General features: G+C 59.0%; 12 protein-coding genes. 7 read left to right on the top strand and 5 right to left on the bottom strand.

The features are described from left to right. The 4 genes from BMY55_RS04685 to BMY55_RS04670 form a co-directional block, all read right to left on the bottom strand. Complete coding sequence (locus BMY55_RS04685) at window positions 1–435, bottom strand: universal stress protein (protein ID WP_091428738.1); 435 nt, start codon at window positions 433–435, stop codon at window positions 1–3. Further along, the gene (locus BMY55_RS04680) at window positions 432–3,044 is read right to left on the bottom strand and encodes a TRAP transporter permease (RefSeq protein WP_091428736.1); all 2,613 of its coding nucleotides are present in this window, start codon (window positions 3,042–3,044) and stop codon (window positions 432–434) included. Before BMY55_RS04680 ends, BMY55_RS04685 begins: the two co-directional genes overlap by 4 nt. A 136-nt stretch (window positions 3,045–3,180) precedes the next feature. Beyond that, the gene (locus BMY55_RS04675) at window positions 3,181–4,149 is read right to left on the bottom strand and encodes a TAXI family TRAP transporter solute-binding subunit (RefSeq protein WP_091428734.1); all 969 of its coding nucleotides are present in this window, start codon (window positions 4,147–4,149) and stop codon (window positions 3,181–3,183) included. A gap of 31 nt (window positions 4,150–4,180) precedes the next feature. Next, window positions 4,181–5,014 carry a MurR/RpiR family transcriptional regulator gene (locus BMY55_RS04670; protein ID WP_245744648.1) on the bottom strand — a complete coding sequence of 278 codons (834 nt, stop codon included), beginning with the start codon at window positions 5,012–5,014 and terminating at the stop codon, window positions 4,181–4,183. Window positions 5,015–5,143: 129 nt separating this feature from the next. Between BMY55_RS04670 and BMY55_RS04665 the strand changes: the two genes are divergently transcribed. The 7 genes from BMY55_RS04665 (at window position 5,144) to BMY55_RS04635 (ending at window position 14,908) form a co-directional block, all read left to right on the top strand. Then, window positions 5,144–6,463 (top strand): aspartate aminotransferase family protein, encoded by a 1,320-nt coding sequence (locus BMY55_RS04665; RefSeq protein WP_091428732.1) that lies wholly within the window; start codon window positions 5,144–5,146, stop codon window positions 6,461–6,463. Next, window positions 6,460–7,227 carry a 3-keto-5-aminohexanoate cleavage protein gene (locus BMY55_RS04660; protein WP_091428731.1) on the top strand — a complete coding sequence of 256 codons (768 nt, stop codon included), beginning with the start codon at window positions 6,460–6,462 and terminating at the stop codon, window positions 7,225–7,227. Before BMY55_RS04665 ends, BMY55_RS04660 begins: the two co-directional genes overlap by 4 nt. A gap of 107 nt (window positions 7,228–7,334) precedes the next feature. Further along, entirely contained in the window at window positions 7,335–8,345 is a 1,011-nt protein-coding gene (dctP, locus tag BMY55_RS04655) for a TRAP transporter substrate-binding protein DctP (RefSeq protein WP_091432028.1), read from the top strand. 77 nt (window positions 8,346–8,422) lie between these two features. Next, the gene (locus tag BMY55_RS04650) at window positions 8,423–9,064 is read left to right on the top strand and encodes a TRAP transporter small permease subunit (RefSeq protein ID WP_091428729.1); all 642 of its coding nucleotides are present in this window, start codon (window positions 8,423–8,425) and stop codon (window positions 9,062–9,064) included. A 2-nt stretch (window positions 9,065–9,066) separates the two neighbouring features. Next, a complete protein-coding gene (locus BMY55_RS04645) occupies window positions 9,067–10,467 on the top strand; it encodes a TRAP transporter large permease (RefSeq protein WP_091428727.1) in 1,401 nt (466 codons plus the stop codon). Window positions 10,468–10,652: 185 nt separating this feature from the next. Then, complete coding sequence (locus tag BMY55_RS04640; protein ID WP_091428726.1) at window positions 10,653–11,795, top strand: efflux RND transporter periplasmic adaptor subunit; 1,143 nt, start codon at window positions 10,653–10,655, stop codon at window positions 11,793–11,795. Then, window positions 11,792–14,908: an efflux RND transporter permease subunit gene (locus BMY55_RS04635; protein WP_091428724.1), complete on the top strand. Its 3,117-nt coding sequence runs from the start codon at window positions 11,792–11,794 to the stop codon at window positions 14,906–14,908. Before BMY55_RS04640 ends, BMY55_RS04635 begins: the two co-directional genes overlap by 4 nt. Window positions 14,909–14,921: 13 nt before the next feature. Here the strand turns inward: BMY55_RS04635 and BMY55_RS04630 are convergent, their stop codons facing one another. Then, window positions 14,922–15,695 carry a LamB/YcsF family protein gene (locus BMY55_RS04630; RefSeq protein WP_091428723.1) on the bottom strand — a complete coding sequence of 258 codons (774 nt, stop codon included), beginning with the start codon at window positions 15,693–15,695 and terminating at the stop codon, window positions 14,922–14,924. Between the last annotated feature and the right edge of the window lie 2 nt (window positions 15,696–15,697).

Raw genomic sequence — 15,697 nt, 5'->3', positions numbered from 1 at the left:
TCAGTGGCGCACCACATAGACGGAGCAATCCGAGTGGCGCACCACGCGGGCCGCGTTCGGGCCAAGAAGGTAGTCCTTCAGATCGGGACGGTGGGCACCGATCACGATCAGGTCGGCAGCGCCCAATTCGGCGGCGCGCAGAACTTCTTCATATACCGTTCCAACCGCCACGACATGGCGCACTCTGGCATCCTGTTCCGCACCCAGCGTCGCTTTGGTCAGCTCTTTCAGAAGCTCAATGGCCCTTTCTTTTGCAGGCTCAACCTGATGGTCCTGAAAGTAAGCCCCCACGACCGACATACCAAAATCGGGCACCACGGTGATGACGTCCAGTTGCGCCCCTTCCACCTCGGCCAGTTTGGATGCAGTGGTCAGCACCTCTTTTTCTTCATCAGGTCGGTTGATGTCCACGGCACAAAGAATTGTCTTGATCATGCCAGTTCTCCTTGCGGTGTTTCATCTTCGGCCCGACGTGATTGCAGGAAGGCCACAAGGGCCAGCAGCAGCAGCGCCGGAATGAAGATCAGCTCTTTCGGAAGTTGGTTGGACGGCGCTTGAACCGCCGCGATTTGCACAGGTTCATCGCCATAGAAGTCAAACGATGCGAGCTTTTCGGACAGGAAGGTGCCGAACATCGGCTCGTCCAGCTTGATCGTATCGCCCTCCGGGACCAGCACTAAGCCAAGCCCGTCCAACCGCGCCTGAGCGTCAGCCTCGTCCGGCACATCAAACACGACGGTCAGGTCTTTGCTGTCCAACGTGTCGAAGTCCGGGCCACGGATCACCGCACGCAGTTGATCACCCGGCGACGCATCTTCCAGTGCTGTTGCGAACTGTGCGGGCGGAATTTTCTCAAAAGGCGGCTGGATCTGGTTCATGAAGAAGCCTGGCCGGAACAGCGCGAAGGCCACCACCAATAGCGCCACGGTCTCCCAGATGCGCGACTTGGTCAGGAACCAGCCCATCGTGCCTGCCGTAAAGACGAGGATACCGATGGTCGAGACAATGAAGACGATAATGCCCTGCGTTATCGTCACGTCGATCAGCAGAAGGTCGGTGTTGAAGATGAACACAAACGGCAGGGCCACCGTCCGAAGGCTATAGAAAAACGCGGTGAAGCCGGTGCGGATCGCGTCACCTCCCGACACCGCCGCTGCCGCGAAACTCGCCAGCCCCACAGGTGGCGTCACATCCGCCATGATCCCGAAGTAGAACACGAAGAGGTGCACTGCGATCAGTGGCACGACCAGCCCGGACTGCGCGCCCAATTCGACCACGACCGACACCATCAACGAGGACACGACGATATAATTCGCCGTCGTCGGCAAGCCCATCCCAAGGATCAGCGACAGGATCGCCACGAAGACCAGCATCAGGATCAGGTTGCCGCCCGACAGGAACTCGACAAAATCTGCCATCACCTGACCAATCCCGGTCAGTGACACGGTGCCCACAATGATACCCGCCGTGGCCGTGGCCAGACCAATGCCGATCATGTTGCGCGCACCGTCGATCATGCCTTCGATCAGATCTTTCACCCCTTCGCGCAAACGCGCCACCACATCGCTTTCGCCTCGGAACATGGCTTTCAGCGATTTCTGTGTCAGCAGAATGCCGAACAGCAGGAAGGTGGCCCAGAAGGCCGACAGGCCGGGCGATTTCCGCTCGATCATCAGGAAATAGACCAGAACGATGATCGGCAGCATGTAGTAAAGGCCCGACTTGTAGATCTTTGCCACGTCCGGCAGTTCGACAACCGCTGCATTTGGGTCATCCAGCTCAAGATCCGGAACCTTTGAGGCAAGATAGATCAGCGCAATATAGATCGCGAAAAGCAGGATCGACAAAACCCAACCTGACCCCGACGGGAACAGCGATGTGATCCAACCCACCGGATATTGGGTTGCATAGCAAAGGATGGCAAAGCCCGCGAAGAAGGCGAACATGCCGCCGATGGTTTTGCCCATCGACACCACCCGGTCGCCAATGGTCGGCATCTTGGTTTTCACCGCCTCAAGATGGACGATGTAAACCAGTGCGATGTAGGAAATGACAGCAGGCAGGAAGGCGTGTGTGATCACCTCGACATATGAAATGCCGACATATTCCACCATCAGGAAGGCCGCAGCCCCCATGACGGGCGGCATGATTTGTCCGTTGACGGACGAGGCAACCTCGACCGCGCCTGCCTTCTCAGCCGAGAAGCCCACACGCTTCATCAGCGGGATGGTGAACGTGCCGGTGGTCACGACGTTGGCAATCGACGAGCCGGAAATAAGACCGGTCGCGGCCGAACCGACAACAGCGGCTTTTGCAGGCCCGCCGCGCAGGTGGCCCAGTGCGCCGAACGCCATCTTGATGAAGTAGTTCCCCGCCCCTGCCCGGTCGAGCAACGCACCAAACAGGACAAACAGGAACACGAACTTGGTGGACACGCCCAGCGCGATGCCAAAGACACCTTCGGATGTGATCCACATATGGCTCATCGCTTTGCGCAAGCTCGCGCCTGCCCAGCGGATCTGGTCGGGCACAACCTCGGACGAACCAAAGAAGACATAGAAAAGGAAAACGACAGCCAGCGCCACCATGACAGGGCCGAGGGTCCGATAGGCGGCAAGGAACAGGAAACCCAGCGCGATCAATGAAATCATCGCATCGGTATCGTCCGCCAGACCGCCATTGCCGACAATCTTCTCATAGAAAAAATATCCATACATGGCGAGGATCGCGCCGCCGACGCCTAGGATCCAGTCGTACCAAGGGATGTAATCGCGTGGACTGGACTTGAACAAAGGGTAAGCCATGGCAGCCAGAAAGATCGCGAAGGCCAAGTGTATCTGACGCGCGTTGTTGATCAGATCTCCGGGCAACACATAGGGCGCCACGGGCGAGGCCAGAAGCACCTGAAAAATCGACCAGATCAGCGCCACCGCGGCAATCATCAAGCCAACCGGTCCATGCGGGCTGCGGGCGCCGGTATCGCTGGCCGCAACCAGCTCCTGTAACTCTTCTTCGCTGAGTGCGCGTTCTTCCTTCGTGGACATCTGTCCCTCCCTTGGCTGCACGGGGTTTCTGGCGGCAGCCCACACTGGTTCCGTTCTTCGTCACATGCCCGATCTTTGCGCCGGGTCAGGATTTTGGGGGCAGCGCACCACCCCCAAAAGATTTGTCCAGATCAGGTTACTCGATCAGACCTTTTTCTTTGTAATACTTCGCAGCGCCCGGATGCAGAGGGGCCGACAGACCAGCCGTCGCCATCTCTTTCGGGTCAAGATTGGCGAAGGCGGGGTGCAGCCCTTTGAAATCCTCGAAGTTTTCAAAGACGGACGACACCACAGCATAGACCGCATCTTCCGACACTTGGTCCGAACTGACGAAAGTCGCGCCGACGCCGAAGGTCTTGGTGTCCTCATCATTGCCGCGATACATACCGCCCGGAATGGTGGCGGTCCGATAGAACGAGTTGTCTTCAACCAGCTTGTCCACAACATCACCCGCGACCTCGACCAACACGGAATCACATGCGGTGGTGGCTTCCTGGATTGATCCCGAAGGGTGGCCGACGGTGTAGACCATGGCGTCAATCTGGTTGTCGCACAGCGCCGCCGATTGCTCGGACGCTTTCAATTCGGTCGCCAGGGCGAAGTCGCCGGTGGTCCAGCCCATGGCTTCCAGCAACACTTCCATCGTGCCACGCTGGCCGGAACCTGGGTTGCCGATATTGACGCGTTTGCCCTTCAGATCCTCAAAGGTCTTGATACCTGAATCCGCGCGCGCAACGACGGTAAAGGGTTCCGGGTGAACCGAGAATACAGCGCGCAGCCCTTCGAACGGGCCAGCTTCTTCAAATTGCGATGTGCCGTTATAGGCATGGTACTGCCAGTCGGACTGGGCAACACCAAATTCCAGTTCGCCTTCGCGGATGGTGTTGATGTTGTAGACAGAACCGCCCGTCGACTCGACCGAGCAGCGCACGCCGTGTTCTTTGCGTCCCTTGTTCACCAAGCGGCAAATCGCGCCACCTGTCGGGTAATACACGCCCGTCACACCACCGGTGCCGATCGTAATGAACTCCTCGGCCATCGCGGCCGGGGCCAGAACCGCCGACGCGGCAACCCCGACAAATGCTAGTTTGAACCTGTTCAACATCACTATACTCCCTTGTGTTGATGTTCTGATGTTATTCGGACCACACTTCGGCCAATTGCCGACTGCGCAGTTCGACTTCTGCAATACGCTCTTGTGCCGCGGCACCCGAGCGTCCGACAACCATTCCGATGATCGTTTCGATCAGGAACAAGGTCGTCACGTAGGATGAATAAAAATTTGCGCTATCCGCCGCCACCACAAAGCTGATCGACGCGTATTCCAGCGCCGGACAAGCATGGGTATCTGTGATGACTATTACGAAAACGCCCAGTTGATGAGCCAGTTTTGCAGACTTGATGACGTTCGAGGCAAAGGGCGGTTTTGTGACAATCAACAGCGCGTCACGCTCGTCCAACCCGGACAAGGCCCCGCCCAATGACGTCCCCATGCGATTCGCCAGGCGCCAGTTATCCGTGCAGAAATTCGCCATATAGGACATATATTCCACGATCCCCGTCGATCCCAACGCACCAAGCAACAACACCTTGCGTGCATTGACCAACACCTCGACGCAGGTTTCAAGGTCTTTGTCATCCAGCGATGCCAGCGCGTTGCTGAGATTGGATTGGCAGGCGGCGAAATGGATGTCGATGAATCGGTTCTGGCCATCATCATGCTGCTTTTGAAGCTGCTCGGCCCGTTGCGCGAAATTGTTGACGCGGCGGTCGATCTTGTCGCGCATTTCTTCGCGAAGCTCTTCGAAATCTTCGTAATCCAACGCTTTGGCCAAACGTGAGAACGCAGCAGGCGACACACCACTGTTACGCGACACGGTGCGCAAGGGCCGCGTCACGGCATCCAGTGGGTTGGCCACAAGAAAATCCGCAGCGTTGCGCAACGCATCACTGAGATCGGCATATGCCAACGCGAGCCTCTTTTCGAAGCGCTTCTCCAAATTGCCCCCCTGATTGGACAAATATAGTGTTCTCTTTGTTTCACACATTGTCAAATAGCGTCTTTTTTGTTTCAATAGCATCGAATTTCAGAGGATGCCATGTCACACGTATTTCCCCGTCACACCAAGATCATCCCACCCGTCGCTGTGAAGGGGGAAGGTATCTATATATTTGATTCTAATGGAAATAAATACCTTGATGGATCGGGCGGGGCAGCCGTGTCCTGCCTTGGCCACTCGGACCCTGACGTGATCGCGGCGATCAAGAAACAGGTCGATCAGCTGGCCTTTGCGCATACCGGCTTCCTGTCATCCGAGCCCGCAGAATCACTCGCTGACCGGCTCATCGCCCATGCTCCGGAGGGGATCGAACGGGTTTATTTTGTGTCCGGCGGGTCGGAAGCGGTGGAAAGCGCCCTGAAACTGGCGCGCCAATACATGATCGAAACCGGGCAGCCGCAGCGCACCAGGTTCATCTCGCGCAGGCAAAGCTATCACGGCAACACGCTGGGCGCGCTTGGCACCGGGGGCAATGAATGGCGGCGTGAACCCTTTGCGCCGGTGATGGTTTCCGCCTCGCATATCTCGCCCTGTTACGAATACCGACTGCGCCGGGACGACGAGACGCAGGAAGACTACGGCCTGCGCGCCGCCAATGAACTTGAGGCGGAATTGCTGCGACAAGGGCCGGAAAACGTCATCGGGTTCATCGCTGAGCCCGTTGTGGGCGCGACCGCCGGCGCGGTGCCCGCCGTGCCGGGCTATTTCAAACGCATTCGCGAAATTTGCGATCAATACGGTATTCTGCTGATCCTTGACGAAGTCATGTGCGGCATGGGGCGCACAGGCACTCTGTTCGCCTGCGAACAGGACGGCATTTCGCCGGACATGATCACCATCGCCAAGGGGTTGGGCGCAGGCTATCAGCCCATCGGAGCGATGCTGTGTTCAGGTAAAATTTACAAAGCGATCGAGAATGGAAGCGGGTTTTTCCAGCACGGCCACACCTATGTCGGCCACCCGACGGCCTGCGCCGCCGCCGATGCGGTGGTGAAAAAGCTGACGGATGGCGGCTTGGCAGCCCGATCTGCGCAGATGGGTGAGAAGCTGATGACCGCACTGACTGATGCGTTCGGCCAGCATCCCCAGATCGGCGACATTCGCGGACGCGGGATGTTTCGCGGGCTTGAGATCGTCGAGGACCGCGAGACCAAAGCCCCCTTCGCCCCCGAGAAAGGCATCGCCGCAAAACTCAAGAAGCACGCTTTTGCCAATGGGCTGATCTGTTACCCGATGGGCGGCACGATCGACGGTCGTCAAGGCGATCATGTAATGTTGGCCCCGCCCTTTATCATCACCGATGACCAGATTGACGAACTTGTGGCCAAGCTGTCCAAATCCATTGCCGAGGTTATATGACCCGCCTTCCGAAACTGATGGTGGCCCCAAACGGCGCGCGCCTGACCAAGGCCGATCATCCCGCCCTGCCGATAACCCTGTCCGAAATCGTCACCACCGCACGCGACTGTCATGCGGCCGGGGCCGATGGTCTGCACCTGCATCTGCGCGACGCAGAAGGCGGGCACCTGCTTGACGCAGGGGCGTATCGCGAGGCGGTTCAGGAATTGACCACTCAGGTGCCCGATATGGCGATCCAGATCACCACAGAGGCGGTCGGAAAATATGACCCGCCCCACCAGCGTGAGATCGCCCTGCAATCGAGCGCATCCATGGTATCCGCGTCGATCCGCGAACTGTGCCGCGACCCGGAGGGTGTCACCCGTGCGTTTTACACCGACTGTGCGGAGCAAGACATTGCGATCCAACATATCCTCTACGACCGCGCGGACGGGGAGCTTTTGATACGCACCCTGCCCGATCCCGTGCTGAACGCGCCCGATCTGCAACTGCTGTTCGTTCTGGGCCGCTATGCGGCAGATCAGAACTCGGACCCCCACGATCTGGACGATTTTCTTGACTGGATGGGCACGCATGACCTGTCAGCCGACTGGGCGGTCTGTGCCTTTGGCCAAAATGAAACGGCGTCTCTGGTTTATGCCGCCCAGCGCGGCGGGAAGTGCCGCGTCGGGTTTGAGAATGCGCGCGTTCATGCAGATGGGCGTGTGGCAAATGACAATGCTGAACGTGTAAGAGCCGTTCGCGAGGCGATCCAGCGCGCCTAACCTTGCCGCAACACGCGAAGGTGTTTGCGGTCACATTCCCGGATAGCCAAAGCCCGGATTTTATCGCATGGTGTCGCAACAAGACTGCATGCAACTGGGAGGAAATCATGCGCAAACTACTTGGCAGAACCGCGTTTGCGGCCGTCTCGCTGGCCTTTGCCACCGAAGCCATGGCGACCGAATGGAACGTGTCCCTATGGGGCAAACGTCGCGCTTTCACCGAACATGTCGAAAAGCTGGCCGAGCTGGTCAGCGAGAAGACCAATGGTGAGTTTACCCTGAACATCAGCTATGGCGGCTTATCGAAAAACACCGAAAACCTTGATGGCATTGCAATCGGCGCGTTCGAAATGGCGCAGTTCTGCGCGGGTTATCACCGCGACAAGAACCCGTCGATTACTGTGCTGGAATTGCCGTTCCTTGGTGTCACGTCGCTGGAACAGGAAATCGCGCTGTCCAAGGCGGTGTATCAGCACCCAGCCACGCAAGAAGACCTGGCGCGGTGGGATGCGACGCTTCTGATGCCGTCGCCCTTGCCGCAATACAACCTTGTCGGTGTCGGCGATGCCCCGACCACTCTGGCTGACTTTGAAGGCTTGAGCGTGCGTGCCACGGGCGGAATTGGTGCCGCGATGGAAACTATCGGCGCGGTGCCGACCTCGATGTCCGCGACCGAAGTGCGGCAAGCCATGGACAGCGGCATCGTGAAGGCCGTGTCCTTTGCGCCCCATGCCCACATGTCGTTCGGCACGATCGAGAATGGCAAGTGGTGGACCACCAACCTGAACCCCGGCACCGTCAACTGCCCGGTCGTGGTGAACACGCCCGCATTGGAAAGTCTGCCCGAAGCCCATCGCGAGGCACTGCTTGGTTCGGTGGACGAGGCACTCGCCTATTATGTCGACTATTACAACAACCAGACAATGGCGGCCTGGGGTCCGGCACTGGAAGAGCGTGGGATTGAGCAAGTGACCTTCTCGGACGAAGAGATTGCTGCCTTCAAAGAGGCTGCCGCAGCGCCTGCTGCCGCAGCGTGGATCGAGGAAAACACCGCTCGCGGCTTACCCGCGCAAGAGCTGTATGACCTTGTCACCGGCATGATTGCTGGCGAAAGCTAAATCAACGCGCCCTGCATCCGTCTTGATGGGTGCAGGGCAACGACCGGTCATTTCATCCCAGTCACAAAGAGGTTTTCATGGCAGGTTCATCGCTTGTGCTGTCAGACGACAGCTCACTCAGCAAAATTGACCAACGGCTGTATCGGTTGGAATCTGCACTGGCGCTGGTCAGCGGGCTTGCGGTGTTTTCGCTAATGATCCTGGCGGTCGCATCAGTCAGCGGCCGTAACTTTTTCCAACAACCATTGCCGGGCTATGTGGACTGGATCGAACAGGCCATGCCCCTGATCGCGTTCATGGGGGTCGCTTATGCGCAGCGCGATGGCGGACATATCCGAATGGATATGCTGGTCGGCAAACTGCGCGGTCGTGCGCTGTATCTGGTCGAGATCATCACCACCTTGGCGATCCTGATCTTCATGATACTGATCGTCTGGGGCAGTTGGGCGCATTTCGCCCGCAGCTTCGATTTCGCAGCCCCGATGTGGAGCCGCGACAGCTCGATGGACATTGCCTTGCCGCTATGGCCTGCCAAACTTCTGGCACCGGTGGCATTCAGCGTCTTGTGCATACGGCTGATGGTGCAAATCTATGCCTATGGTCGGGCCTTCGTGCGCAACGACCCTTCTCCGGTCGCCGTGCCGCTGGTGGCTGATGCCGCCACCCAGGCGGCCCTCGAAGCCCAGCATGTCTCGGGCCGTGACGACGGGACGGTGTAATCATGGACCCGATTGAGATTGGTCTGATCGTATCTGGTGGCATGCTCGTTCTGGTAGTGTTCGGCATGCGGGTTGCGTTTGCTGCCGGGCTGGCCGGGCTGGTCGGGCTTATCTGGATCTTCTGGGCCAAGTTCGGCTATGACCCTGCGCGTTTCGGCAAAGCGCTGACCGTTGCCGTAAAAACCGCAGGACAGGTGCCGCATTCGAAAGTGTCGTCCCAGGCGCTGAGCCTGATCCCCACATTTATCCTGATCGGATACCTTGCCTATTACGCAGGGCTAACCAGAGCCTTGTTCGAGGCCGCAAAACGCTGGCTGGCCTGGGTGCCCGGCGGGTTGGCGGTATCGACGGTGTTTGCAACGGCAGGGTTCGCCGCGGTGTCTGGCGCGTCGGTCGCCACATCCGCGGTCTTTGCTCGCATCGCCATCCCGGAAATGCTGGCCATTGGCTATGACAAACGATTCGCCGCAGGTGTTGTGGCGGCGGGCGGCACGCTGGCATCCCTGATCCCGCCGTCTGCGATCCTTGTCATTTATGCCATCATTGTTGAACAGGATGTGGGCAAGCTTTTGCTCGCAGGCTTCATCCCCGGTGCGTTTTCAGCCGTGATCTATGGCCTTCTGATCATTGGCATGGCGATGACCATCAAGGGCTTCGGCCCGCCCGTCACCGGCTTTACGTGGAAGCAGCGCTTCGCCTCGCTGCCCCCGGCCCTGCCCATCGTATTCGTCGTCGTCACGATCATCTTCTTTGTCTATAACCCATTCGGAGGCGACGCATGGGGCACCCCGACTGAAGGCGGGGCAATCGGGGCGTTCGTGGTGTTTTTGATGGCGCTCTATCGCGGGATGCGATGGGCCGAGTTGAAAGACGCACTGCTGGAAACGGCGAAACTGTCGGTGATGATCTTCACGATCATCTGGGGCGTGCTGATCTATGTCCGCTTTCTGGGCTTCGCGGGTCTTCCCTCGGCGTTCTCGGATTGGATCACCTCGCTGACCCTGTCGCCGATGTTGATCCTGATCTGCATCCTGCTGGCCTATGCGGTGCTGGGCATGTTCATGGATGCCATCGGGATGCTGCTTTTGACCCTGCCGGTGGTCTATCCCGCCGTCATGGCCCTGAACGGAGGCGAGGCCGTGTCCGCCGCCGACAGCGCGTTTGGAATGTCCGGGCCGATGTGCGCGATCTGGTTCGGCATCCTCGTGGTTAAAATGGCCGAGTTTTGCCTGATCACACCACCCATCGGTCTGAATTGCTTTGTCGTTGCGGGCGTGCGCGATGATCTGAGCGTGCAGGATGTATTCAAAGGCGTCACCCCCTTCTTCATTGCCGATGCGTTCACCATCGCTTTGCTGGTGGCCTTTCCAATGATCGTCCTTTGGCTGCCCAGTCAGGTCTAGCCGCGCAATGGGCTTTCACTCGTTAACTTAACGTCACGGCAGCCGTTCATATTGACTGCACAGCCCGATAGTATTGATCACTTTCTGTCACATGTGGCTGGTAAATGTATCAAAGTGAACCTAGTTAACATGTTTACATCATCCTACACAGCTGCCTGTGCACATTTCTGACGAAGGACAGTGGAATGCCGAAAGACGAGCTGCCCGATCTGAACGGGCACCTGAAATTCGAAGACGACAAGGGCGCCGGACGCTCCAAGTGGTTGGCCGCATTGTTCGCCATTGTGCTGGTCGGATGGATGGGCAGTGGCTACATCCTGCCATCGCAGCCAGACGTCGAACCCACTGACGAGCCGGTGGCGCGTGCGGTGGCGGTCGCGGTCATGACCTCGTCCGCACAGGACATTGATCTTGTCCTGATCTCGGAAGGGCAATCGATCCCGGACCGCGCGACCAATGTCACCGCCAAGGTCGGGGGTGAGGTCCTGTCTGTGTCGGCCGACCGCGGCGATCTTGTTGCCGCCGGTCAAGAAATCGGACGCCTTGACGCTGCCACCATCGAAGCACAACTGGTGCAGGCGCAAACGCAGTTGGATCAGGCGACCAGCGATCTTGAAAAATCCACTTCGCTCCAGAAAAGCGGGATCACCACGGAAGACCGCGTGCTGCAAGCCCGCGCTGCCAAAGCCTCGGCAGAGGCGGCGGTGGCGGCTGCGCAAGAGCAATTGGAAAACACCGTGATCCGCGCGCCCTTTGCCGGACGGCTGAACGATATGACGCTGGACGAAGGCGAATTTGTGAACAGCGGCGATGTGGTGGCCGAGGTTCTGGACAACAACCCGCTGTCGATTGTCGTACAAGTGCCCCAACAGGCTTTGTCACGGCTCAAGAAGGGCCAAACGGCCAAGGTGTCGTTTATCACCGGCGAAGTGCGCGATGGCACCGTCGCGTTCATCGGGGCCAACGCCGACAGTCAAACCCGCACCTTCCGGGTTGAGGTCACAGTTGACAACCCCGACAGCGAAATGCCCGCCGGGTTAAGCGCTCGTATCGCCATTCCAACCGGCAAGGCACGGGGCCATTTTATATCTCCGGCGATCCTGTCGCTGGGAACCGATGGCGAACTGGGGATCAAAACAGTCACCGACGACAATATTGTCGAGTTCGCCCCGGTGTCCATCGTGCGCGCCCAAACCGATGGCATATGGGTCACTGGTTTGCCGGAAAGTGCAGACATCATCACGGTGGGCCAAGGGTTCGTTAATGCTGGCGATACGGTCGATCCGCGCCCGTCTGACGCCCCCGCCGCAACCGAGGTCGCCCAATGAAAACCCTGATCACAGCCGCGTTCAATCGCAGCAAGGTCGTTCAGCTTTTGTTGGTGTTTCTTCTGATCATCGGCGCGTTTGCCTATTACGCGATCCCAAAGGAAAGCAATCCCGAAATCCCGATCCCGATTGTCTATGTCTCAACCGGGTTGGATGGCATTTCGCCCGAAGATGCCGAGGACGTGCTGATCGGCCCGATGGAGACGGAGTTTGCCTCGCTCACCGGGCTGAAATCCATGACAGCGACAGCCAGCGAAGGTCATGCCAGCGTCCAGTTGGAATTCGAACCGGGGTTTGACGCGGACGAGGCGCTGCAAAAGGTGCGCGAAGCGGCCGACAAGGCGGAAAACGACTTGCCCCAAGACGCGCGCCTGACCGTGACCGAGATTAACACCGCGCTGTTTCCAATCCTGACCGTGATCCTGTCCGGCCCGGTGCCCGAACGCACGCTGAACGATCTGGCGGACGATCTGAAGGACGATATCGAGGCTTTGGGCGGTGTGCTGGAGGTCGACATTGGCGGCAAACGCGAACAATTGCTTGAGGTCTTGATCGACCCCACGGTGTTCGAGACATACAATATTACGTTTGAAGAGTTGATCAGCTCGATCAACCGCAACAACCAATTGATTGCCGCCGGTGCCATCGAAAGCGAAGCCGGGCGCCTCGTCCTGAAAGTGCCGGGCTTGATCGAGGACATGTCCGACGTGATGGAGCTTCCGGTGCTGGTGCGAGGTCAAACCGTTGTAACCTTTGCAGATGTCGCCACCATCCGCCGGACCTTCAAGGACCCTGATGGTTTTGCCCGGATCGACGGCCAACCCGCCTTGGCGCTTGAGATCAAGAAACGTGTGGGTGCTAACATAATCGAAACCGTGGCCGAGGTGCGCGATGTGATCAGCACCGCGCAGGCCAATTGGCCTGACAGCGTCCATATCAGCTATACGCTTGATGAAAGCGAGCAGGTTAAATCCATGCTGTCGGACCTTGAGGCAAACGTGATCGCTGCGATCATTCTGGTGATGATTGTCGTGGTTTATGCGCTTGGCTTGCGCTCGTCCCTGCTGGTCGGTCTGGCCATTCCGGGGGCGTTTCTGACCGGCGTCGCAGGGCTTTATTTCATGGGCTACACAATGAATATCGTGGTCCTGTTCTCGCTGATCCTTGTGGTCGGGATGCTGGTCGATGGTGCCATCGTGACCGTCGAACTCGCCGACCGGTACCTGCACGAAGGGAAATCCTCGAAACAGGCATATGCCGAGGCCGCGAAGCGGATGGCCTGGCCCATCATCGCCTCGACCGCCACAACACTATGTGTGTTCTTCCCACTGCTATTCTGGTCGGGAACGGTGGGTGAGTTCATGAAATTCCTGCCCATCACGGTGATCATCACACTGGCGGCCTCGCTGTTCATGGCGCTGGTTTTCATCCCTGTCGTTGGCGGGCTGATTGGCAAACAACAAAAGCAATCCGCAAAGTCGAAGGCACAGCACTATGCTGCCGAACGCGGTGATCCACGGATGATGACCGGCGTCATGGGCGCATATGTCAGCCTGTTGAAAAGGTCGATCAAGCGACCAAGCGTGACGCTGAGCTTTGCGGTGATCGCATTGGTCGCCTCGTTCATTGCCTACGGATCCCTTGGCAACGGCCTGACCTTCTTTCCAGAGGTCGAGCCGGATTACGCGCAGGTCGAGGTGCGCGCGAAAGACAATTTCTCGGTCTATGAACAGGACGCATTGGTGCGGCAGGTCGAAGCCAAACTGTCGGGTTATGACGAGATCGCCAGCATCTATGCCCGTTCGGGCGGTGGCCGCGATGGCAGCGACGCCATTGGCTCGTTGCAGTTGGAACTGGCGGAATGGGACACGCGAAGACCCGTTGTCGACATCGCCGAGGATATCCGAAAGGACGTCGCCACCATTCCGGGTATTGACGTGCAAGTGCAGACCGCCGTTGCTGGCCCCGGTGGCGGCAAGCCGGTTAATCTTGAGGTCGCATCCAACACGCTTGAAGATCAGCAGGCCGGTGTCGCGCTTTTGATTGAGGCGATGGAGCGTCTGGGGGGCTTCACCGATATCGTGGAGACCAGCGCCTCGCCCGGCGTGGAATGGCAGATCACTATCGACCGGTCCGAGGCCGCGCGCGCCGGCGCAGACGTGGCCATTCTGGGGCAAGCCGTGCAACTGCTGACCCAGGGCATAACGGTGGCAAACTACCGCCCCGGAGACACGGATGGCGAGGTGGACATTGTCGTCCGCTTCCCGGCCGTTGACCGCACCTTGGCCGAATTGCAGAACCTTCGCGTGCCGACCAGCGCCGGGCTGGTGCCGATCTCGAATTTCGTGTCATTCGATCCCGCCCCGCGCAGTGGAGTCATCACGCGGATTGATCAGGAACGCGTCATCTCGATCTCGGCGGATGTGGCACCGGGGGTGCTTGTGAACGACCAGATCCTGGCCTTGCAAAGCGAGTTGGACAAGATGGATCTGCCCGAAAGCGTCGAGGTGAAATTCGGCGGCGAGGCCGAGGAACAGGCAGAGGCCATGACCTTCCTGATCGGCGCGTTCCTGTCCGCCATCGGTTTGATGTTCCTGATCCTGCTGACCCAGTTCAACAGCTTCTGGCAGGCCTTTGTAGTGATGTCTGCCATCGTCTTTTCCATCGCGGGTGTGCTGCTGGGCCTGATGATCACCGGGCGGCCTTTTGGTGTCGTCATGGGTGGGATCGGTGTGATCGCGCTGGCGGGTATCGTGGTGAACAACAACATCGTGTTGATCGACACCTATAACGAGCTGAAAGCGGCGGGTGCGTCGCCCTACGAGGCGGCGTTGCGCACCGGCGCGCAGCGTCTGCGCCCGGTTGTGCTGACCTCGGTCACGACCGCGCTGGGTCTGATGCCGATGGTGATCGGGTTGAACATCAACTTTTTCACGCGTGAAATCGTCTATGGCGCGCCATCGACCCAGTGGTGGACCGAATTGTCCAGCGCCATTGCAGGCGGCTTGGTCTTCGCAACGGTGCTAACCCTGATCGTCACGCCTTCGATGCTGGTTCTGGGCGAAAAACGTTCGGCACGGGCGGTGGCCAGAGGGGCGGCGCAACCGGCATGATGACCCGCACCGGCTAGACGCGGGCACCCGTGAATGGAGCGAGTTCTATCCCGCTGTCTTCAAGCGCCTGCCGCACCTTGGTGGCAATCACCACGGCGCTGGGTGTGTCGCCATGCAGGCAGATCGTGTCGATCCGTGTCGGGATGCGCTGACCGCTTTCGGTGATGATCGCACCCTCGCGGACCATCTGAGCCATCCGTGCGCCTGCCGCGTCCGGGTCGTGGATCACCGCACCCGGCAGGCGGCGATCCACCAGTGTTGCGTCATCATTATAGGCGCGGTCGGCAAAAATCTCGCAGGCTGTGGCGCATCCCAGAGCACGGGCTGCATCTTGCTGGGCGGTGCCTGCCAGCACCATGATGATCAATTCGGGCGCGATCGAAAGCGCCGCGTCATAGCAGGCGCGCGCCAAATCTGCATCCTCTGCGGCCATGTTCGCCATTGCGCCGTGCAGTTTCAGATGCCGCACCTGTCCTCCTTCCGCCGCCGCCACCGCCTGCGCCGCGCCCAGTTGATAGCGCACCAGGTTTTGCAGCGTTCCGCGGGGAAGCTCCATCCGTCGCCGCCCGAAGCCGTGCAGGTCGGCAAACCCCGGATGCGCGCCGATGCCAACCCCCTTGGCAACCGCATTTTTCATCGTTGCGGCCATGACGTCCCAATCGCCTGCGTGCAGCCCGCAGGCAATATTGGCCGATGTCACGATATCAAGCAGCGCCGCGTCATCCCCCATCTGCCAAGGGCCAAACCCCTCACCCATATCCGCGTTCAGATCGATTGTCTGTGGCATCT

It is taken from the genome of Aliiroseovarius sediminilitoris (assembly GCF_900109955.1).
GTDB lineage: Bacteria > Pseudomonadota > Alphaproteobacteria > Rhodobacterales > Rhodobacteraceae > Aliiroseovarius > Aliiroseovarius sediminilitoris.
The sequence above is the reverse complement of the archived record's forward strand: the minus strand, read 5'-3'. Positions and strand labels throughout refer to the sequence as shown.